Origin of the sequence: Bradyrhizobium yuanmingense, from assembly GCF_025200905.1 — a bacterium.
GTDB classification, from domain to species: domain Bacteria; phylum Pseudomonadota; class Alphaproteobacteria; order Rhizobiales; family Xanthobacteraceae; genus Bradyrhizobium; species Bradyrhizobium yuanmingense.
The window spans coordinates 4,782,654-4,801,115 of sequence record NZ_CP104173.1 but is presented as its reverse complement, the minus strand read 5'-3'; the positions used below and the strand labels follow the sequence as shown (position 1 = coordinate 4,801,115).

The window sequence follows — 18,462 nt, the reverse complement described above, 5'->3', positions numbered from 1 at the left end:
CCTCCCGCTAAAGTGATTAAATTGACAAACGAGAGCTTATTTAATTTGTGGCGCTTCCGTAGCGTTACGGTAAACTAGAACGATTAAAATTATTAAACAAGAAATTTATTTATTGCGACCGCGCTTCGCGGTTCAAGAGCGGTTCAAGAAATGAGCCGCCGCTAGTCGATAGGATCTTCTCGGAAAGGGCGGATCATGTGCAGACCTACGACAGCCGCTTTGGCGACCGGCTTGGTCTTGGCGCTTGCCAATTTCTTGCCGAGTGCGGCTCAAGCGCAAATCGATTCCGCCGGGCCCGCCGTCACCAGCTCGTCTTCCAAACCGATTGGCAAGGTGGTGGCGGCCACAGGCTCCGTCACGATCGAACATGCGGGCGCAGTGATCGTTCAAGCGAATGTCTCGAGTGAGCCCGGCCGGGCCAAGGCGGGTGATCCCGTATACCTTGGTGACGTGGTGCTGACCGGAGGCGACGGACGAGTCGGTATAAACTTCAGCGACGGCAGCTCGTTCAATCTATCGAGCAACGCCCGTATAGTGCTTGATCACTATGTGTATGAGCCGGCCGGCAAGTCCAATACGACCCTGTTCAGCCTCGCCAGGGGAACGTTCACTTTCGTTGCGGGCAATGTTGCGAAGACCGGCGACATGAAGGTCGATACGCCCGTTGCCACGTTGGGGATCCGAGGTACGACGCCGCACATCGAGATTTCGGATGACGGGTCAGCCAAATTTTCGACGCTGATCGAAGAGGGCAAAAGCAAGCTCCTGAAGAAGCCGCCGGCAGGCGCGGCGCCGCAGCCCGATCGAAGCGCCAATCGCAGGCTCATTATCTGTCGGGGGTGCTGAGACGTTTGCTCGGCCGAAGCCGCCATGATGCCGGCGCAGGGTTCGGCCCGGCAGAGAGACAAGATGAGTGCTTCGTTCGCCTGGGGATTGACGCCTGGTGTGAAAATGACCGCACGAGCCAGTGTCATCAGGGCAGTCATGCTCATTCTCATCGTCGGGCTGCTCGGTTCGTCGGGCTTGGCGCAGACGCCGAAGAAGGGCAGCTCACTCAAGAATATCGAACTGTGCAACGGGTCAGATCGCGTCTCGCCCGAAGCTCGGATCGAGGCCTGCACGGCGTTTATCGATGCGGGCGAGGGGAGCGCAAACGGCTTCGCTGTCGCCCATAACAACAGGGGCAATGCCCGTAGCGCCAAAGCCGACTACGGAGGCGCGATCAAGGATTTCCTTGAAGCGATCCGGCTCAACCCGAATTATGCGAAAGCCTTCAACAACCTCGGCGTGGCTTATCTGAGGACGGGCTCTTACGACCTTGCTCTTAGCGCTTTTCAGGAGGCGCTGAAGCTCAACCCCAACTATGCCACTGCCTTTGCCAACCGTGCGGCAGCGTTCTTGAAGAGGAATACGTACGACCGTGCAGCGCAGGACTATGACGAAGCAATTCGCCTTGACCCGAAGCTGGAGGCGGCCTGGAGCGGACGCTGTTGGGCCCGAGCCGTCCTCGGCGCCTTGCAAGCTGCGATGGAGGACTGCGACATGGTGCTTCGATCGGGAGCAGGCAACGCTGCAACATACGATTCGCGAGCCCTGATAAACCTGAAAATAGGACACCTCTCCGCGGCTATCGACGACTACAACGCGGCGCTGCGGTACGCGCCCAAGCTGGCGAGCGCGCTGTACGGTCGCGGGGTCGCCAGATTCAAGCTCGGCGACACCGATGGCGGCAATAGGGATATCTTAGAGGCCAGAAGAATCGAGGCTGGAATCGCCGAAGACTTTGTCCGCTATGGGGTGCCGCAAAGGGACTGACCAGCCGCGACGGCACCGTCGTGCAGCCGTTAACAACTGCTTAACCGCCTGCGTCTCAAATTCAAACTGACGGATCGGCCCCCCGCTCGATCGGCGCGGCGTGCTGTTCCCGACGCAAATCAAGAGATAGCATTAACAAGTCCTTAATTGGCGAGACCTACAGTCGACGGCACGGGCCGGCGCCAGTGCCGGCATGCCCGCCGAACCGGAAGAAATGCCGCCAATGGCGCGAGAGGCTGCCGCTGGATTTGTGTCGCGAGCCCGCGCATCGGCGCGGGGCTTGTCGCGTCACGCCCGCGCCGCGGCCTTGCTGGCGGCCTGTCTCCTGCTTGGCCTTGCGGCGCCCGGCCGGGCGGCCGATCCGATCAGGGGCGAGGCGACGTTTTCAGCCGGTGGCGGCTTTGCCCGTCTCGTCATCAAGCTCGGCGAGGACGTTCCCTCCGAGGTGACGACCGCGGGCTCGATCCTCGTCATCCGCTTCGACCGGCCCGTCGATGTTCCCGTCGAGCGCATTCCAGAAGGCGCGCCCGATTACGTCAATTCCGCCCGCCGCGACCCTGACGGCGGCGCCATCCGCCTGTCGCTGGCGCGGCGCGTCACCGTGAACACCATGAACGCCGGCGAGCGCACCTTCATCGACCTGCTGCCCGAGGGTTGGAAGGGGCCGCCGCCGAGCCTGCCCATGGACGTGGTCAAGGAGCTTGCCGAGCGGGCACGCGCGGCCGAGCGTGCGCTGCGCGCCCAGCGTGCCGCCGCGGAGTCCAGGAAGCGTCCGCCGATCCGCGTGCGCGCCTCGGTGCAGCCGACCTTCGTGCGCTTCGTGTTCGAGATGCCCGACGGGGTCGGCGTCTCCTCCGTGCTCAACGAGCAGAAGCTGACGCTCGTCTTCAACGCCAATCTCAATTTCGACCTGGCGGACGCGGTCCTCGCCGCGCCGCCGAACGTCGCCTCGATCAAGCAGAAGTCCGATATCGACCAGACCAATGTCGAGATCGCGCTGATCGGCGATGCCGACGTGCATTCGTTCCGCGACGAGAAGAACTACGTCGTCGACGTCTCCTTCCAGCCCGACAAGGGGAAGTTGGCGGCAACGCCCGAGGCGACGATCGCGCAGATGATGCCGGTCGGTCGCGGGCCGGCGGCTGCCGCTGCACCTGCACCGGAAAAGCCCGCCGCCGAGAAGAAGGACGCCCATCGCGAGATCCCACCGCCGACCTCCGAGACGATCGCGCGCGAGGCCAGGATCGACATCAAGCCCGAGGTGAAGGTGGAAGCGCCCGCCGCGCTGCCGCCCGCCGAAACGCCGAAACCGGCAGCCTCTCCCGCGGCCGAAGCGGCCCAACCGCCCAAGGAAGCTGCGAAGCCGGCGGCTGCGCCTGCGCCCGTCGAAGCGCCCAGGGAGGTCGCGAAGGAACCGGTCAAGGATGCCGCCAAGGATGCTGGCAAGGATGCTGGCAAGGATGCTGCCAAGGCTGGGCCGGGGGAGGTGCCGGTCGCGCCCGCGATTGCCAGCGTCGATGCGCGCCGCGACAGCGACGGCTTGCGCGTGACGTTCCCGTTTCAGGTCGCAACGCCGGCGGCGGCGTTCCGCCGCGGCGACACCGTGTGGCTGGTGTTCGATACGCCGAAGCTCGTCGATGTCGAGGCGATCCGCACCAAGGGCGGCGCGATGATCGGCGAGGTCGGCCGCGTCCCGCTCGACAAGGCGCAGGCGGTGCGCATCCGTCTCACCCGTCCGCTGGTCTATTCGCTGACGAGCGAGGAGGTCGGCAAGGAGACCAACTGGATGTTGACGCTCGCCGACAAGATCCAGGCGACGCCGCTGCCGCTGATGATGTCGCGCAACATCACCGATCCCGCGCTCGCCAATATCGCGATCCCCTTCGCCAATCCGGGCCAGCTGCACAAGCTCACCGATCCCGATGCCGGCGACACGCTCTATGTCGTCACCGCGCTGCGGCCGGTGCGCGGCTTCATCAAGCGGCAGGACCTCGTCGATCTCTCGCTGCTGGAATCCGCGCACGGCATCGCGATCCGGCCGAACTCCGACGAGATCGGCGTCGAGGTCGGCTCCGACAAGGTCATTCTCGGCAAGAAGGGCGGCTTGACCCTGTCGCCGGTCGACATCTCGGCCGAGCGGGCGCCGACCGCCGTGCGCCCGATCTTCAGTCCCGAAGGCTGGCGCAAGGGCCAGTCGGAAAACTTCATGGCGCGCCAGGGCGAACTGATGACGGCGATCTCGGCGGTCGAGCCGGCGCTGCGTTCGCTGCCGCGGCTCGATCTTGCGCAATTCTACATGTCGCGCGCCATGTATCACGAGGCCAAGGCCGTGACCGACGTGATGCTGAGCGATCCGCTCAACAAGGAGGAGAGCGGCGCGCTGATCATGCATGCGATCGCCAACATCCTGATCGGCCGGCCGGCGCAGGGCCTGAAGGATCTCGCCAATCCTGCGATCGGCAATAGCCACGATTCCCAGCTTTGGAAGGCGCTCGCCTATGCGCGCCAGGGCAAATGGGCCGATGCGCGCGAAAAGTTCAAGAACGTCGAATTCGCCATCGCCTCGCTGCCGCTCGACATCCAGCGCATCGTGACGATGGACGCGATGCGCGCATCCCTCGAGGTGAAGGACTATGCCGGCGCCTCCAAGCGCCGCAACGAGCTCGAGGTGGTCGGTGTCCCGCCCGAGGCCGCGCCAGGCTTCGCCGTGCTGCGCGGCCGGCTCGCCGAGGCGCTCGGCCACGACAAGGATGCGCTCGACGATTACAAGCTCGCGGTCGCCTCGAATGACCGTCCGGCTGCGGCCGAGGCCAAGCAGCTCGAGATCGCGCTGCGTCAGAAGCGCGACGAGATCGGCAAGGACGAGGCGCTGCGCGAGCTCGAGACGCTGTCGATGACCTGGCGCGGCGATGCGATCGAGGTGAAGACGCTGCAGATGCTGTCGCGCCTCTATGCCGAGAACGGGCGCTACCGAGATGCGCTCACCGCCGCGCGCACCGCGACGCGGCTGCAGCCGAACGCCGAAGCCTCGCGTCAGGCGCAGGATCTCGCCTCCGAGCTGTTCACGCAGCTCTTCCTCGGGCCGAAGGGCGACGAGCTGCCGCCGGTCGAGGCGCTCGGGATGTTCTACGAGTTCCGCGAGCTGACGCCGATCGGCCGCCGCGGCGACGAGCTGATCCGCCGTCTCGCCGACCGTCTCGCCTCGATCGATCTGCTCGATCAGGCTGCCGAGCTCCTGCAATACCAGATCGATCATCGCCTCGAAGGCGCCGCGCGCGCCCAGGTCGCCGCGCGCCTCGCCATGATCTATCTCGCCAACCGCAAGCCCGATTTGGCCATCACCGCGCTGCGCGCGAGCCGCATCAGCGATCTCTCCGGGGAGCTCCGGCAGCAGCGCCTGCTGCTGGAGGCGCGTGCGCAGAGCGACGTCGGCCGTCACGATCTTGCGCTCGACATCGTCTCCAACGTCGCCGGGCGGGAAGTGCTCCGCCTGCGTTCCGACATCTTCTGGGCGGCGCGGCGCTGGCGCGAATCCGCCGAGCAGATCGAGCTCTATTACGGAGACCGCTTCCGCGACTTCAAGCCGCTCAATACGGTCGAGAAGAGCGACATCATCCGCGCCGCCGTCGGCTACGCCCTCGCCGACGACTCGATCGGCCTGTCGCGCTTCCGCGAGAAATACGCCCCGCTGATGAGCGAGAGCGCCGACCGTCTCGCCTTCGACATTGCGAGCAAGCCGGCCGCAGCCTCCAGCGCCGAATTCGCCGAGATCGCCAAGCTCGCTGCCAGCGTCGACACGCTCGACGGCTTCCTGCGCGAGATGAAGCAGCGCTTCCCCGACGCCACCGCCCGCGCGCCCGGCGCGCCGCAGGCCAAAGATACGAGCGACCACACCGGCTCGCTGCCCACGATCCCGGTCGTGCGGCAGATCAAGATGACGCGGTAGGACTGTCTCCGCGCGAAGCGCGGCCCGCGACCGCGCCACAAGCTCGTCATTGCGAGCGCAGCGAAGCAATCCAGACTCTTTCCGCGGCGGCAGTCTGGATTGCTTCGTCGCAAGAGCTCCTCGCAATGACGAGGAGGGAGCGGGGGCTGTCGCTGAGAGCGGAAAGGACGCAGCAGCGAACGAAGCCTTACCCCCCGTAACTCTGCACCAGGCTCCCCGCCACCAGCGACCAGCCGTCGACCAGCACGAAGAAGATCAGCTTGAACGGCAGCGAGATCGTCGCCGGCGGCAGCATCATCATGCCCATCGACATCAGCACGGAGGCGACGACGAGGTCTATGATCAGGAACGGCAGGAACAACAGGAAGCCGATCTCGAAGGCGCGCTTCAGCTCGGAGATCATGAAGGCGGGGACGAGGATGCGTAAGGCGAGATCGTCGGGCGTGGCCGGCGGCGCCTCGCCGGAGAGATCCAGGAACAGCTTCAGGTCCTTTTCGCGCACGTTCTTCTGCATGAAGCCGCGCAGCGGCACGGAGGCGCGCTGGAACGCGTCCTCGACGCCGATCTGGTTGGCGACGAGCGGGCGGATGCCCTCGTCGTAGGATTTCTGCAGCACCGGGCCCATCACGAAGAAGGTGAGGAACATCGCGAGCGCGATGATCACCGAGTTCGGCGGGGCGGTCGCAGTGCCCATCGCGGTGCGCAGCAGCGACAGCACCACCACGATGCGGGTGAACGACGTCATCATGATCAGGATCGACGGGGCGATCGAGAGCACCGTGAGCAGCGCGATCAGCTGGATCGCGCGCTCGGTGACGCCGCCGCCACCGGCGCCGCCGCCGAGATTGATGCTGATGTCCTGGGCATGCGACGGCATTGCGAGCGAAGCCGCGCCGACCAGGACAGAAAGGAAAAGAACTCTACGCGGGAGGGCGGGCAACCTCACGAAGACGGCTTCGGACGGCCGAGCAGGGAGGCCATCTCGTCTTCGAGATTTTCAAAGCTGGTCTTTTCCGCAGCCGGCTTCGCCGGCGCAGCGGGCGGTGCCGGCGGCTCGCTGCGGGCGGCGCGCGCCGGAGCGGGCGGCGGCTCCGGCGCAACCGGAGGCGCGACCGTTTCCCCGGCCGGGCGGCGCAGGGCAGCCTCGAGCCGCTGCGCCATTTCGGCGAGATTCTGCTCGGCGCTCGAGGGCGCGGCAGCGGGTGCCGGCGGCGGAACGGGCGCAGCCTGCGGCACGGGCGGAGGAGGCGGTGGTGCCGCGGCGCGCTCGGCTCGCACCGGCGGCATCTTCATCGGCTCACTGCCGCGCGGCGGACGCGGCATCAGCGGCGGCTCGCCGCGGGCGATGCGCGGCGGCAGCGGCTCGGGCCGCGGTTCGCGCTCGGGACGTGGCGCGATCGGCTCCGGCGTAAAGCCGCCCAGAGCCGGCTCGCTGCGGCGTTCGGCCAGTGCAGGCGCAGGCCGACGCACTTCGTCGGCGAAGGATGGCCGCGCGGGCCGCGGCGGCGGCTCGGGCATTTGCGGCTCGGGATGATCGAGCAGCTCGGGCCGCGGCGCGTCGTCGGCCCAGCCGCCGGCATCGGGCAGGGGGGCAAGGCGCGGCGGTTCGGCGGCACTCGGACGTTGCGGAATCTGGTCGCGGCTGGGCGCGGCGCGAACGATGTTGGGCTCGACGACGATGTCGGTCGGGCCGCCGATCATCAGCAGATGCTCGACATTGTCGCGCCGGACCAGCACCAGGCGGCGCCGGCCGTCGACCGCGGCGGCGTCGATCACGGCGAGGCGGGGCATCCGGCCGCGCTGGGTGTTGGCGCCGATGCGGCTTCCGGCGAATCGGCGAACCAGCCATGCAGCGACGCCGATCAACGCCAGAACGACGATGAACGCGACGATGAAGGTGATAGGGCTGCCTTGCATACTTGTCCCCGACAAATGGCGCTTTTCTCGTGCCCATGGTCAGTCGAGCCGACCACCGGCGGACGATGCCCCAAACTGCGATTTCTTAACGTTCCACGGCAAGTTTTGCCGTCCCCAACTCTTAATAACCCATGAATCGCCCGATCCAAAACGACTTCTTGCCCTGTGCACGTCTCGCCAAACGGTTGGGTTAATGCCACTTTTCGCGCCGTCGAATCGCGGGGGCGCAAGAATCAGTTTCGGCTGGGGACATGCATCACGACCGGTCCTTAACCAGCTGTTAACCATACAGGCGGCAAATTCTGCCTAGCGGCGGTCCCTGGGGTCCGTCGGGGCGGGGGGAGCCGCGACGATGTCCATCAACGATATTCCGGAACTGTCGGTGCTTCGCACCAAGATGCAGTGGCATCAGGAGCGCCAGCGCGTCCTGTCCGAGAACGTCTCCAATTCCGACACGCCGAAATTCCGGCCGCGCGACCTGGTCGAGCCCAAGTTCGACAAGGCCGGCGCCGTCACGGGGTCCATGGGGCCCTTGGTCCTGACCCGGACCAGCGCCTCGCATTTGGCGCCGTCGGGGGCCCCTTCCGCCTTCGACCAGAACAAGAACGCGGGTTTCGAGACCCGCCCCGCCGGCAATGCCGTCAATCTCGAGGAGGAGATGATGAAGGCCGCCAGTAACCAGATGGACTACGCCGCGGTGACCTCGCTCTATTCGAAGAGCCTGCGCCTGCTCAAGACCGCGATCGGCAAAGGTTAGGCCCTAAAGGAGGCGGATCATGGCAAATGACAGCAGCGACTTCGCCCGCTCCATGGCAATCGCGACCTCGGGCCTGCGCGCGCAGGCCGGCCGCATGCGGGTGATCTCGGAGAACATCGCGAATGCGGACTCGACGGCGCAGACCGCCGGCGGCGATCCCTACCGGCGCAAGGTGCCGACCTTCTCATCCGCGCTCGACCGCACGCTCGACGCGCAGGTCGTCACCCTCGGCAGGATCAAGCCCGACCAGTCCGCCTTCCGCGTCCGATACGAGCCGAACAATCCGGCTGCGGATGCCAGCGGCAACGTCAAATATCCCAACGTGAACTCGGTGGTCGAGATGACCGACATGCGCGACGCGCAGCGGTCCTACGAGGCCAACCTCAACATCATCAGTGCGACGCGCCGGATGATCCAGCGCACGCTCGACATCCTCAAGAGCTGAACAGGACATTTGAGCCATGGCATCACCGACAATTGCCGCCAATGCTTACGCCAGCCTCGCCCGCGTGCTGGAGAACACCGGCACCGGCGCCGGCAAGGGCAGCGAACCGAACGGGCAATCCTTCGCCGCGCTGCTGAAGGACGCCGTCGGCAGCGTCGTGGAATCCGGTCGCAAGTCCGACGCGCAGACGGTCGCAATGGCCGCCGGCAAGGCCAACGTGATGGACGTGGTTACGGCGGTCGCAGACACCGATGTCGCGGTGTCCACGCTGGTCTCGGTCCGCGACCGCGTCATCGCGGCCTATGAAGACATCATGAAGATGCCGATCTGATGCGCGCCGTCATTCCGGGGCGCGACGAAGTCGCGAGCCCGGAGTCCATGGTGCGACCAACGCTGCGGCTAAAATCGATTCCGGGTTCTCGCTTCGCGAGCCCCGAATGACGACAAACAATTTCAGAGTGAGAACTCCCAAATGACCGGACCCGAGACCCTCGACGTCGCGCGCGATGCGATCTGGACCATCGTGATCGTGTCGTCGCCGCTGATGGTGGTCGGCCTCGTGGTCGGCGTCATCGTGTCGCTGTTCCAGGCGCTGACGCAGATCCAGGAGCAGACGCTGATCTACGTGCCGAAGATCCTCGCGATCTTTGCCACGATGCTGTTGGCGCTGCCGTTCATGGCCGATTCGATGCACGCCCACATGCTGCGGATATCGTCGCGAATCATAGGCGGCTGAGGCACTATGCGTGAATTATGCGCATCGACGTCTCGCTGCTGCCGGCGCTCGCCGCTTCCTTCATGCTCGCCTTCGCCCGGGTCGGCGCGATGGTGATGCTGCTGCCCGGCCTCGGCGAGACCAACATCCCGACGCGGATCAAGCTGTCGATCGCGCTGCTGCTCACGCTGATCATCCTGCCGCTGCATCGCAACGCCTATCAGGTCGACATGGGCTCGCTGGCGCCGCTGCTGGTGCTGATGCTGCATGAGATCGCGATCGGCATCGTGCTCGGCGCGACCGCGCGCGTGACTTTGTCGGCGCTCCAGGTTGCGGGATCCGTGATCGCGCAGCAGATGGGGCTCGGCTTCGTCACCTCGGTCGATCCGACGCAGGGCCAGCAGGGCGTGCTGGTCGGCAACTTCCTGACCATGCTGGGCGTGACGCTGCTGTTTGCCACCGACAGCCATCATCTGGTGATCGCGGCGCTGAACGACAGCTACACGATCTTCTCGCCGGGCGAGACCGTGTCGAGCGGCGACGTCGCCTCGCTTGCGACGCGTGCCTTCGCCGCCGCGTTCCGCCTCGGCTTGCAGCTCTCCGGGCCGTTCCTGGTGTTCGGCCTCGTCTTCAATATCGGACTGGGCGTGCTGGCGCGGCTGATGCCGCAGATGCAGGTCTATTTCGTCGGCGTGCCGCTGTCGATCTTCGCGGGCTTCCTGGTGCTTGCCGTGGTGCTCACCGCGATGATGGGCACCTTTCTCGACTACTTCATCGGTGTCATGCACCAGATGATGCCGCTCAGGTGAGGGGGATCGATCGGTGGCCGAAGACAACGATCCCGAAAGTCAAACAGAAGACCCGACGCAAAAGCGCCTCGACGATGCGCTCGAACGCGGCGACGTCGCCAAGAGCCAGGAGATCAACACCTGGTTCATGATGGCAGGCGGCACGCTCGTCGTCTCCACCTTCTCGGGCTCGGTCGGCAGCGGGCTGCTGACGCCGATGCGCAACCTGCTTGCCAATTCCTGGATGATCAAGACCGACGGCAAGGCCCTGCTCGCGCTGATGGAGCAGATCGAGCTCGCCGTGCTTGCCGCGATCGGCGTGCCCCTGTTGATGCTGGTGCTGGCGGCCATCGCCGGCAACATGCTGCAGCACCGGCTGGTTTGGTCGGCCGAATCCCTGAAACCCAAGTTCAACAAGATTTCGCCGGGCGCCGGCTTCAAACGCATCTTCGGCAAACAGGCGGCGGCCAATTTTCTCAAGGGCATCGGCAAGCTGGTCGCCTTGGCCGTGGTCATGACCATGATCCTGTGGCCGGAGCGGCACCGCATGGAGGCGATGGTCAGGCTCGATCCGGCCGCCATGCTCGGCGCCAGCACCAGCATGACCATCCAACTGCTCGGCGCGGTCGTCGCCGCGCTCGCGATCGTCGCCATCGCCGACTATTTCTTCCAGTACCGAAGTTGGTTCCAGCGGCAGAAGATGTCGCTCCAGGAGATCAAGGAAGAGTACAAGCAGTCCGAAGGCGACCCCCACATCAAAGGCAAGATCAGGCAGCTGCGGCAGCAGCGCGCCAAGAAACGCATGATGGCGGCGGTTCCCAAGGCCTCCGTGATCATCACCAACCCAACCCACTATTCGGTAGCGCTGTCCTACGAGCGCGGCATGACCGCGCCGATCTGCGTCGCCAAGGGCGTCGACAATCTCGCCTTCAAGATCCGGGAGATCGCGCGCCAGCACGACATCCCGATCGTGGAGAACGTGCCGCTGGCCCGCGCGCTCTACGCCACGGTGGACATCGACCAGGAGATCCCGACCGAGCACTACCATGCCGTCGCCGAAGTCATCGGCTACGTCATGCGCCTGAAGCGCGGATTCAGCGCCGGGCGGGGATAAGATGCCCGAAAAGTACCGGAAATGGCCGTAATCTGGGAATCAGCGTACCTTTTGCCGCTGCTGCCCTTGCACCTCAGGGTCCGATTCAGGCAGGGAGGACCCCACGCGCCCGGTGGCGCGTTGATTCTCTGCCGACAGGCTGCGCCAGCTCGAGAATGACCGCCGAGACCGACCACGACCTCACACGCGAGCCCGTTGCGGCGCACGAGCCGTCGCCGCGCTCGGGCAGCATTGCGCTGGTGCTGCTGGTGGCCGCCGGCCTCGTCGCCGTGGCCGTCGGGCTGATGACGCTCGGGCGCGCGCAGGCGCAGCCCTATATCCTCGGTATCCTCGCCGTGCTGGCGATGGTCGGCCTGTTCAACCTGTTCGCCTTCGCCGCCGGCATCATCCGCTTCGCCGACCGCAATCTCGACGATCCCATCATCGGCCGCATCTCCGATCACGCCTTCGACGGGCTCGCGGTCACCGACGCGCGCGGACACGTGGTCTATTCCAATGCTGCCTATCTGACGCTGACCGGCGCCACCGGCCCGCAGGACGTGCGCCCGGTCGAGCGCGTCTTCATCGGCAATCCCGACGTCTCGGAAGCCGTGTTCCGGCTGCTCAAGGCCGCCCGCGAGGGCAAGCGGCAGCAGGAAGAGGTGCGCATCTCCGGCCATGACGGCAATCAGGGCCGCTGGCTGCGCATGCGCGTGCGCCCGCTCGGCACCGGCAAGCGCGAGGCGAAATACGCGGTGTGGTCGATCGCCGACATCACGCGCGACCGCGAACGCCAGGAGGACGTGTTCCAGGAGCTCCAGCACGCGATCGAATATCTCGATCACGCCCCGTGCGGCTTCTTCTCGGTCAATCCGGCCGGCGAGCTCGCCTATGTCAACGCGACATTGGCGAACTGGCTCGACTACGACCTCGCCGAGATCGGCTCCGGCGGCCTGAAGCTTACCGATATCGTCTCCGGCGACGGCGCTTCGCTCTTGACCTCGATCGTGGCGGTGCCGGGCGAGGTGAAGACCGAGGTGTTCGACATCGACCTGCGCATGCGCACCGGCAAGACCATGCCGGTGCGGCTCTATCACAAGCTCGCCTTCGGCGCCGACGGCGCGCCGGGGCCCTCGCGCACGCTCGTGATCAGCCGCGCCCGCGACGAGCGCAGCGACCCTGATCGTGCCGCCGAAGTGCGCTTCATGCGCTTCTTCGACCACACGCCGATGGCGATCGCGACCGTCGATCGCGCCGGCAACGTGGTGCGCGCCAATGCGCGCTACGCCAAGCTCAGTCAGGCGCTGGGGCTCGACACCTCCTCCAAGTCGATCTTCCGCGCGGTCAATTCGCGCGACCGGCACCTCCTGATCGCGGCCATCAACCAGGCCGCCGAAGGCAAGGCCGATATCGCGCCGGTCGAGGTGGCGCTGGAAGGGGCCAAGGAACGCTGGGGCCAGTTCTTCGTGACGCCGGTCGATTCGGCCGAGACCGAGGCGGAAGCCGCCATCGTGCACATGCTCGAGACCACCGAGCGGCGCGCGCTGGAAAACCAGATCAACCAGTCGCAGAAGATGGAGACGGTCGGCCAGCTCGCCGGCGGCATCGCCCACGACTTCAACAACGTGCTGTCCGCCATCATGATGGCGAACGACTTCCTGCTGAACGCGCACAAGCCGACCGACCCGTCGTTCCAGGACATCATGCAGATCAAGCAGAACGCAACGCGCGCCGCCACCCTGGTGCGGCAGTTGCTGGCGTTCTCGCGGCGGCAGACGCTGCGGCCGCAGGTGCTCGATCTCGGCGACGCGCTGTCCGATCTCACCATGCTGCTGCGCCGGCTGATCGGCGAGAAGGTCAAGCTCGACCTCGTCCACGGCCGCGACCTCTGGCCGGTGAAGGTCGACGTCTCCCAGTTCGAGCAGGTGATCGTCAACCTCGCGGTGAACGCGCGCGACGCCATGCCTGACGGCGGCAAGCTGATCATCCGCACCGCCAACGTCACCAGCGACGATTCGGGCAAGCTCGCCTACAAGGGTATGCCCGCCGCGGATTATGTCCGCATCGAGGTCGCCGACACCGGCACCGGCATCCCCGCCGACATCCGCGACAAGATCTTCGAGCCGTTCTTCTCGACGAAAGAGGTCGGCAAGGGCACGGGCCTCGGGCTCTCCACCGTCTACGGCATCGTCAAGCAGACCGGCGGCTTCATCTACGTCGATTCCGAGCCGGGGCAGGGCACCTCGTTCCACATCTTCCTGCCGCGCCACATCGCCGAACCGGAGGTGCAGGTCGAGCAGCCCGCAGCCGCAATCGGCGCGACCAGCGACGCCGCGAAGGAAGCCGCGCCCCCCGCGGCGGCAGAGGCGAAGCCGCGTACCGACCTCACCGGGCAGGGCACCATCCTGCTGGTCGAGGACGAGGAGGGCCTGCGCGCGCTCAATGCCCGCGGCCTGCGCTCGCGTGGCTACACCGTGGTCGAGGCCGAGAACGGCGTCGAGGCCATGGAGGTGCTGGACGAGCAAAGTGGCGCGATCGATCTCGTCGTCTCCGACGTCGTCATGCCGGAGATGGACGGCCCGACGCTGTTGAAGGCAATGCGCGAGAAGAACCCCGACATCAAGTTCATCTTCGTCTCCGGCTATGCCGAGGATGCCTTCGAGAAGAGCCTGCCCGAAGGCCAGCAGTTCGACTTCCTGCCAAAGCCCTTCACGCTCAGCCAGCTGGTCGCGGCGGTGAAGGAGACGATGACGAAGCAGGGGTGAGACCTGCCGCTCTCCTCGCAATGACGGCTGCTGGGCCAGCTCGGCTCGCGGACCCGGGGAAAAGCGGAAATCGGGTCGTAAACCCGGCGGTAAGCATCCTCCAATGGTTCCCGTAAAACCCCTGTCATATATGGGCTTTTGCCACATCCCCGCGACTGAGGGCCGCAGCCGCAAGTTCCGAAACCGGCTTCACTTTTCGGGAAGTCTGACCATCTTAGGGGCACGTCCCCATGCCGGGGATTTGGGAAACGCACATGACTTTCTCGCTTCGCTCCCGGAAATTCTTCAACACGATCGCCGTCGTGCTGGCGCTTGCGCTGCCGACCGCGCTGACGATCTCGTCGGCCGACGCCCGCGCGGGTGGCGGCATGTCGTCCGGTTCGCGCGGTACGCGCTCCTATTCGGCGCCGCCGCCGACCACGACCGCACCCGGCTCGGCCTCGCAGTTCAACCGCACCTACACCCAGCCGGGCGCAGGCATGAACTCGGCCGCGACCGCGCCGGCGCGCGGCGGCCTGTTTGGCCGCGCCGGCGGCTTCATGGGCGGCCTTGCGGCCGGCTTCCTCGGCGCCGGCCTGCTCGGCATGCTGTTCGGTGGCGGCCTGTTCGGCGGCCTCGGCGGCCTGTCCTCGATCATCGGCCTGATCATCCAGATCGCGCTGGTGGTGCTCGTGGTCCGGCTGGCAATGTCCTGGTGGCAGCGCCGTCACACTCCGCGGGCGGCTTACGCCAATGTTGAGGCCGGCGCAGCGCCCGGACCGCAGACGAACTATCGCAGCGGTCTCGGTGGTGGCCTTGGTGGCGGCCTCGGTGGCTTCGGCTTCGGCGCCAACAACGCGCCGCTCGAGATCAAGCCGGACGACTATGAGGCGTTCGAGCGCCTGCTCGGCGACGTCCAGGCCGCCTGGTCGAACGAGGACGTGGCCAAGCTGCACACGCTCGCGACGCCGGAAATGGTCTCCTATTTCGAGCAGGACCTCGCCCAGAACCGCGCCCGCAACGTGGTCAACAAGGTCACGGAAGTGAAGCTGTTGCAGGGCGACCTCGCGGAAGCCTGGCGCGAAGGCGAGACCGACTATGCCACGGTGGCGCTGCGCTTCGCGCTCACCGACAAGACGGTGGATCGCAACACCGGCGCAATCGTCGCCGGCAGCGAGCAGCCGGGCGAGGCGACCGAGATCTGGACCTTCGCCCGCCGGCCGGGCACAGGCTGGGAATTGTCAGCGATTCAGCAGACCAACTGATCGCGGACGAGATGAGGAACCAGGGCGTCGTGCTTCGGCACGGCGCCCTTTTCTTTTGGGCCTCTCGCAGCACGGCATCGGAATAAGCGGGGGCGCCTCGGGTTGAAGTCAGGCGGCGAACAAAAACAACGTTGGGAGGACAGGATGATCCGTATCGAGAAATCCATGACGATTTCCGGTGTTGCGCTGGCCATGGTCTTGCTTGCTGCCCCATCGGCGCAAGCGCAGTCGGCCGACATGACCTTCTTCGTGACCTCCAACGGCCCCGGCAAGGGCGCCGATCTCGGCGGTCTCGAAGGAGCCGACGCGCAATGCCAGAAGCTTGCACAAGCCGCTGGCGCCGGCACAAAGACCTGGCGCGCCTATCTGTCGACGCAGGCCGCCGACGGCAAACTTGCCGTCAACGCTAAGGATCGCATCGGCAAGGGGCCGTGGCAGAACGCCAAGGGCACGGTGATCGCCAAGGACGTCGCCGAGCTGCACGGCGCGACGAACAATCTCACCAAGCAGACCGCGCTCAGCGAAAAGGGTGAGGTCATCAATGGTGCCGGCGACCAGCCGAACCGGCACGACATCCTCACGGGATCGCAACCGGACGGCACCGCGTTCGCCGGGCCGGACGATCGCACCTGCAAGAACTGGACGTCGAGCACGCAAGGCGCCGCGATGGTCGGCCATTTCGATCGCCGGGGTCTGCGCGACGACGAACCCTCGAAATCCTGGAATAGCTCTCACCCCTCGCGCGGTCCCGACGGCGGCTGCTCGCAGGCCGATTTGAAGACCACCGGCGGCGACGGGCTGCTGTACTGCTTCGCGGCGAATTGAGGCGCTGAGTTCTCTCCACCGTCGCGGAGCTCTCTCCATTCGTCATTGCGAGGAGCTCTTGCGACGAAGCAATCCAGAGTGTCTCCGCGGAGGCATTTCAGGATTGCTTCCGCCTTCGCCAAGGCTTCGGCGGACAAGTCGCTTGCGCTCGCAATGACGGCGTATGTTGAACCGCCGTTCCGCCTCATTCTGACGGAACCTTCAGCCACGTGCTACATTGGTCCGATCGCCTCCACGCTCACGGACCTCCCCCATGAAATACGAGCTCTACTACTGGCCCGAGATCCAGGGCCGCGGCGAATATGTGCGGCTGGCGCTGGAGGAGGCGGGCGCCGCTTACGTCGATGTCGCGCGCGGTCCGCGCGGATCGGCTGTGATGATGAAGATGATGGACGCGCAGAAGGGCACGCCGCCCTTTGCGCCGCCGTTCCTGAAAGCGGGCAAGCTCGTCATCGGCCAGACCGCCAACATCCTGTTCTATCTCGGTTCCCGCCATGGGCTTGCGCCGAAGACGGAAGCCGGCAGGCTCTGGGTGCACCAGCTTCAGCTCACGATCACGGACTTCGTCGTCGAGATCCACGACACCCATCATCCGCTCGGACCCTCGCTCTATTATGAGGACCAGAAGGCGCCGGCGAAGAAGCGCACGGCCGACTTCTGGGACGAGCGCGTGCCGAAATATCTCGGCTATTTCGAGCGGCTTCTCGCCGGGAGCGGCGGCACTTACGTGACGGGCCGGCGCCTGACCTATGTCGACCTCTCGCTGTTCCAGCTCGTCGATGGGCTGCGTTATGCTTTCCCCAAGCGCATGAAGGCGTTCGAGAAGGATGTCCCGGGCCTCGTCGGCCTGCACGACCGCATCGCCGCACGGCCCAATATCCAGGCCTATCTCGCAAGCGAGCGCCGCATTCCCTTCAACGAGCAGGGCATCTTCCGCCGCTATCGCGAGCTGGACCGATAGCGGCTTCGTGCAGTTGGCGCGTTCACCAGACGCCGGGGATGAGGCGATGGCGCACCCGCGCCGTGTAATCGGTGTAGCCGGGCAGACCCTCGCGCAGCGTGCGCTCCTCGATCGGAATGCGGACCGCGAGCAAGGCGAGGAGGAGCGGCATCATCGCAAGTCCCCACCACGATCCCAGCAGCAACGGCACGCCGGTGAAGAACAGGATCATGCCGCTGTACATGGGATGACGGACATAGGCATAGGGTCCGGTCGAGATCACGTGCTGCGCGCGCTCGGCTTGCAGCTTCACCACGGGCGCGGCGAACGAGTTCTCGCGGAACACCCACATGGTGAACAGTGTCGAGCCCAGGAACAGCCCGAGTCCGAGCACCTGCAACGCCGTCGACATGTCAGAGGATCGAACACGCCGGTCGAGCCCCATCAGGACAAGCCAGGCCAGGATGGCGACGATGAACAGCGCCATGAACATCTTGTCGGCGGCGGGCTGATCCTTTTGCAGCACCGGCCGCAGGCGTTCGGCGAGCAGCGCCGGATCGGTCCGGTAGAGCCACCAGCCGCAGAGTGGGCCGAGCAGGGCGGAGGTTGCGAGGAAGGCCCAGGCCGACGGCCAATGCAGCGTCCCCGCGCACGCGAACAGCAGCGCGCCCATGCCGACGACGAACACCGTGTTCCGCAATAGCAGCCGTGCGAACATGCGCAGGTCCCGAGTGAACGGCGCATGATCCTCGTGCAGCTATCCGGCAAAGATGCGGCCGGACACGCCAAAAGCCCGATCGACCGGATCGGGCGCTTCGGTCTCGGGACGCCTGATCAGGCGAGCTGATCGATCCGCGTGCCCTGACCCGGCGGCAGCGGCGCCGGCGGCTGCGGCTTGAAGGTCGGATTCTCGTCCTTGACCTTTGTCTGATCGTCCTGCGGCTTGGTCGTGTCGTAGTTCGGAACCACGATCGCGATCGGCGGGGGCGCAACGGTAGAAACCTTCATCCGCAAATCCTCACACATGGAAACAATCAAGCCTGCCCTGCGAGGAGCGAAATTTCCTTCAAGCCAATCGTTAAAATGTGAGGGAATTGGCGCGGTGAAGGCTGTGCACGCGTGGCATCCGCGCGGTGCAAACGGAGACGACGAGGCCTCTCCCCGTCATTGCGAGGAGCCCTTGCGACGAAGCAATCCAGACTCTCTCCGCGG

General features: G+C 65.7%; 17 protein-coding genes. 13 read left to right on the top strand and 4 right to left on the bottom strand.

All coding sequences use genetic code 11. The features are described 5' to 3' along the window. The first annotated feature begins 231 nt into the window (after window positions 1–231). The 3 genes from N2605_RS22765 to N2605_RS22755 all read left to right on the top strand — a co-directional run bounded on the left by N2605_RS22765 (window position 232) and on the right by N2605_RS22755 (window position 5,761). A complete protein-coding gene (locus tag N2605_RS22765) occupies window positions 232–846 on the top strand; it encodes a FecR family protein (RefSeq protein ID WP_240538199.1) in 615 nt (204 codons plus the stop codon). A 63-nt stretch (window positions 847–909) separates the two neighbouring features. Further along, window positions 910–1,815, top strand: a complete 906-nt coding sequence (locus N2605_RS22760) for a tetratricopeptide repeat protein (RefSeq protein ID WP_260343274.1) — start codon at window positions 910–912, stop codon at window positions 1,813–1,815. Window positions 1,816–2,038: 223 nt separating this feature from the next. Next, window positions 2,039–5,761: a tetratricopeptide repeat protein gene (locus N2605_RS22755; RefSeq protein ID WP_260343273.1), complete on the top strand. Its 3,723-nt coding sequence runs from the start codon at window positions 2,039–2,041 to the stop codon at window positions 5,759–5,761. A 187-nt stretch (window positions 5,762–5,948) separates the two neighbouring features. On the opposite strand, the gene fliP is transcribed toward N2605_RS22755, so the two are convergent. Together fliP and N2605_RS22745 are read right to left on the bottom strand one after the other, a co-directional pair. Beyond that, window positions 5,949–6,707 carry a flagellar type III secretion system pore protein FliP gene (gene fliP / locus N2605_RS22750; protein ID WP_036027911.1) on the bottom strand — a complete coding sequence of 253 codons (759 nt, stop codon included), beginning with the start codon at window positions 6,705–6,707 and terminating at the stop codon, window positions 5,949–5,951. After that, on the bottom strand, window positions 6,704–7,678 hold the full coding sequence (locus N2605_RS22745; RefSeq protein ID WP_225139735.1) for a flagellar biosynthetic protein FliO: 975 nt from the start codon (window positions 7,676–7,678) through the stop codon (window positions 6,704–6,706). The genes fliP and N2605_RS22745 overlap by 4 nt, the downstream gene beginning before the upstream one ends. A gap of 352 nt (window positions 7,679–8,030) precedes the next feature. On the opposite strand from N2605_RS22745, the gene flgB reads away from it, so the two are divergent. From flgB to N2605_RS22695, 10 genes are all read left to right on the top strand, one after another. After that, window positions 8,031–8,435 (top strand): flagellar basal body rod protein FlgB, encoded by a 405-nt coding sequence (gene flgB / locus N2605_RS22740; protein WP_036013075.1) that lies wholly within the window; start codon window positions 8,031–8,033, stop codon window positions 8,433–8,435. Between the two features lie 19 nt (window positions 8,436–8,454). Continuing rightward, on the top strand, window positions 8,455–8,880 hold the full coding sequence (gene flgC / locus N2605_RS22735) for a flagellar basal body rod protein FlgC (RefSeq protein WP_036013073.1): 426 nt from the start codon (window positions 8,455–8,457) through the stop codon (window positions 8,878–8,880). Window positions 8,881–8,896: 16 nt separating this feature from the next. Beyond that, window positions 8,897–9,211 (top strand): flagellar hook-basal body complex protein FliE, encoded by a 315-nt coding sequence (gene fliE / locus N2605_RS22730; RefSeq protein WP_036027907.1) that lies wholly within the window; start codon window positions 8,897–8,899, stop codon window positions 9,209–9,211. Window positions 9,212–9,352: 141 nt separating this feature from the next. Beyond that, window positions 9,353–9,616 (top strand): flagellar biosynthesis protein FliQ, encoded by a 264-nt coding sequence (gene fliQ, locus N2605_RS22725; RefSeq protein WP_025037372.1) that lies wholly within the window; start codon window positions 9,353–9,355, stop codon window positions 9,614–9,616. A gap of 17 nt (window positions 9,617–9,633) precedes the next feature. Then, complete coding sequence (gene fliR / locus N2605_RS22720; RefSeq protein ID WP_036027906.1) at window positions 9,634–10,404, top strand: flagellar biosynthetic protein FliR; 771 nt, start codon at window positions 9,634–9,636, stop codon at window positions 10,402–10,404. A gap of 13 nt (window positions 10,405–10,417) precedes the next feature. Continuing rightward, entirely contained in the window at window positions 10,418–11,497 is a 1,080-nt protein-coding gene (flhB, locus tag N2605_RS22715; protein WP_225183319.1) for a flagellar biosynthesis protein FlhB, read from the top strand. A gap of 155 nt (window positions 11,498–11,652) precedes the next feature. Beyond that, the gene (cckA, locus tag N2605_RS22710) at window positions 11,653–14,241 is read left to right on the top strand and encodes a cell cycle histidine kinase CckA (protein ID WP_225139737.1); all 2,589 of its coding nucleotides are present in this window, start codon (window positions 11,653–11,655) and stop codon (window positions 14,239–14,241) included. Between the two features lie 230 nt (window positions 14,242–14,471). Beyond that, a complete protein-coding gene (locus tag N2605_RS22705; protein ID WP_225183321.1) occupies window positions 14,472–15,485 on the top strand; it encodes a Tim44 domain-containing protein in 1,014 nt (337 codons plus the stop codon). 144 nt (window positions 15,486–15,629) lie between these two features. Beyond that, a complete protein-coding gene (locus N2605_RS22700; protein WP_260343272.1) occupies window positions 15,630–16,310 on the top strand; it encodes a lectin in 681 nt (226 codons plus the stop codon). A gap of 253 nt (window positions 16,311–16,563) precedes the next feature. Continuing rightward, window positions 16,564–17,271, top strand: coding sequence for a glutathione S-transferase (locus tag N2605_RS22695; protein ID WP_225183323.1), 708 nt, complete (start codon window positions 16,564–16,566; stop codon window positions 17,269–17,271). Window positions 17,272–17,293: 22 nt separating this feature from the next. On the opposite strand, the gene N2605_RS22690 is transcribed toward N2605_RS22695, so the two are convergent. Continuing rightward, the gene (locus N2605_RS22690) at window positions 17,294–17,968 is read right to left on the bottom strand and encodes a methyltransferase family protein (protein WP_036027901.1); all 675 of its coding nucleotides are present in this window, start codon (window positions 17,966–17,968) and stop codon (window positions 17,294–17,296) included. 116 nt (window positions 17,969–18,084) lie between these two features. Continuing rightward, window positions 18,085–18,258 (bottom strand): hypothetical protein, encoded by a 174-nt coding sequence (locus N2605_RS22685; protein WP_167361693.1) that lies wholly within the window; start codon window positions 18,256–18,258, stop codon window positions 18,085–18,087. Between the last annotated feature and the right edge of the window lie 204 nt (window positions 18,259–18,462).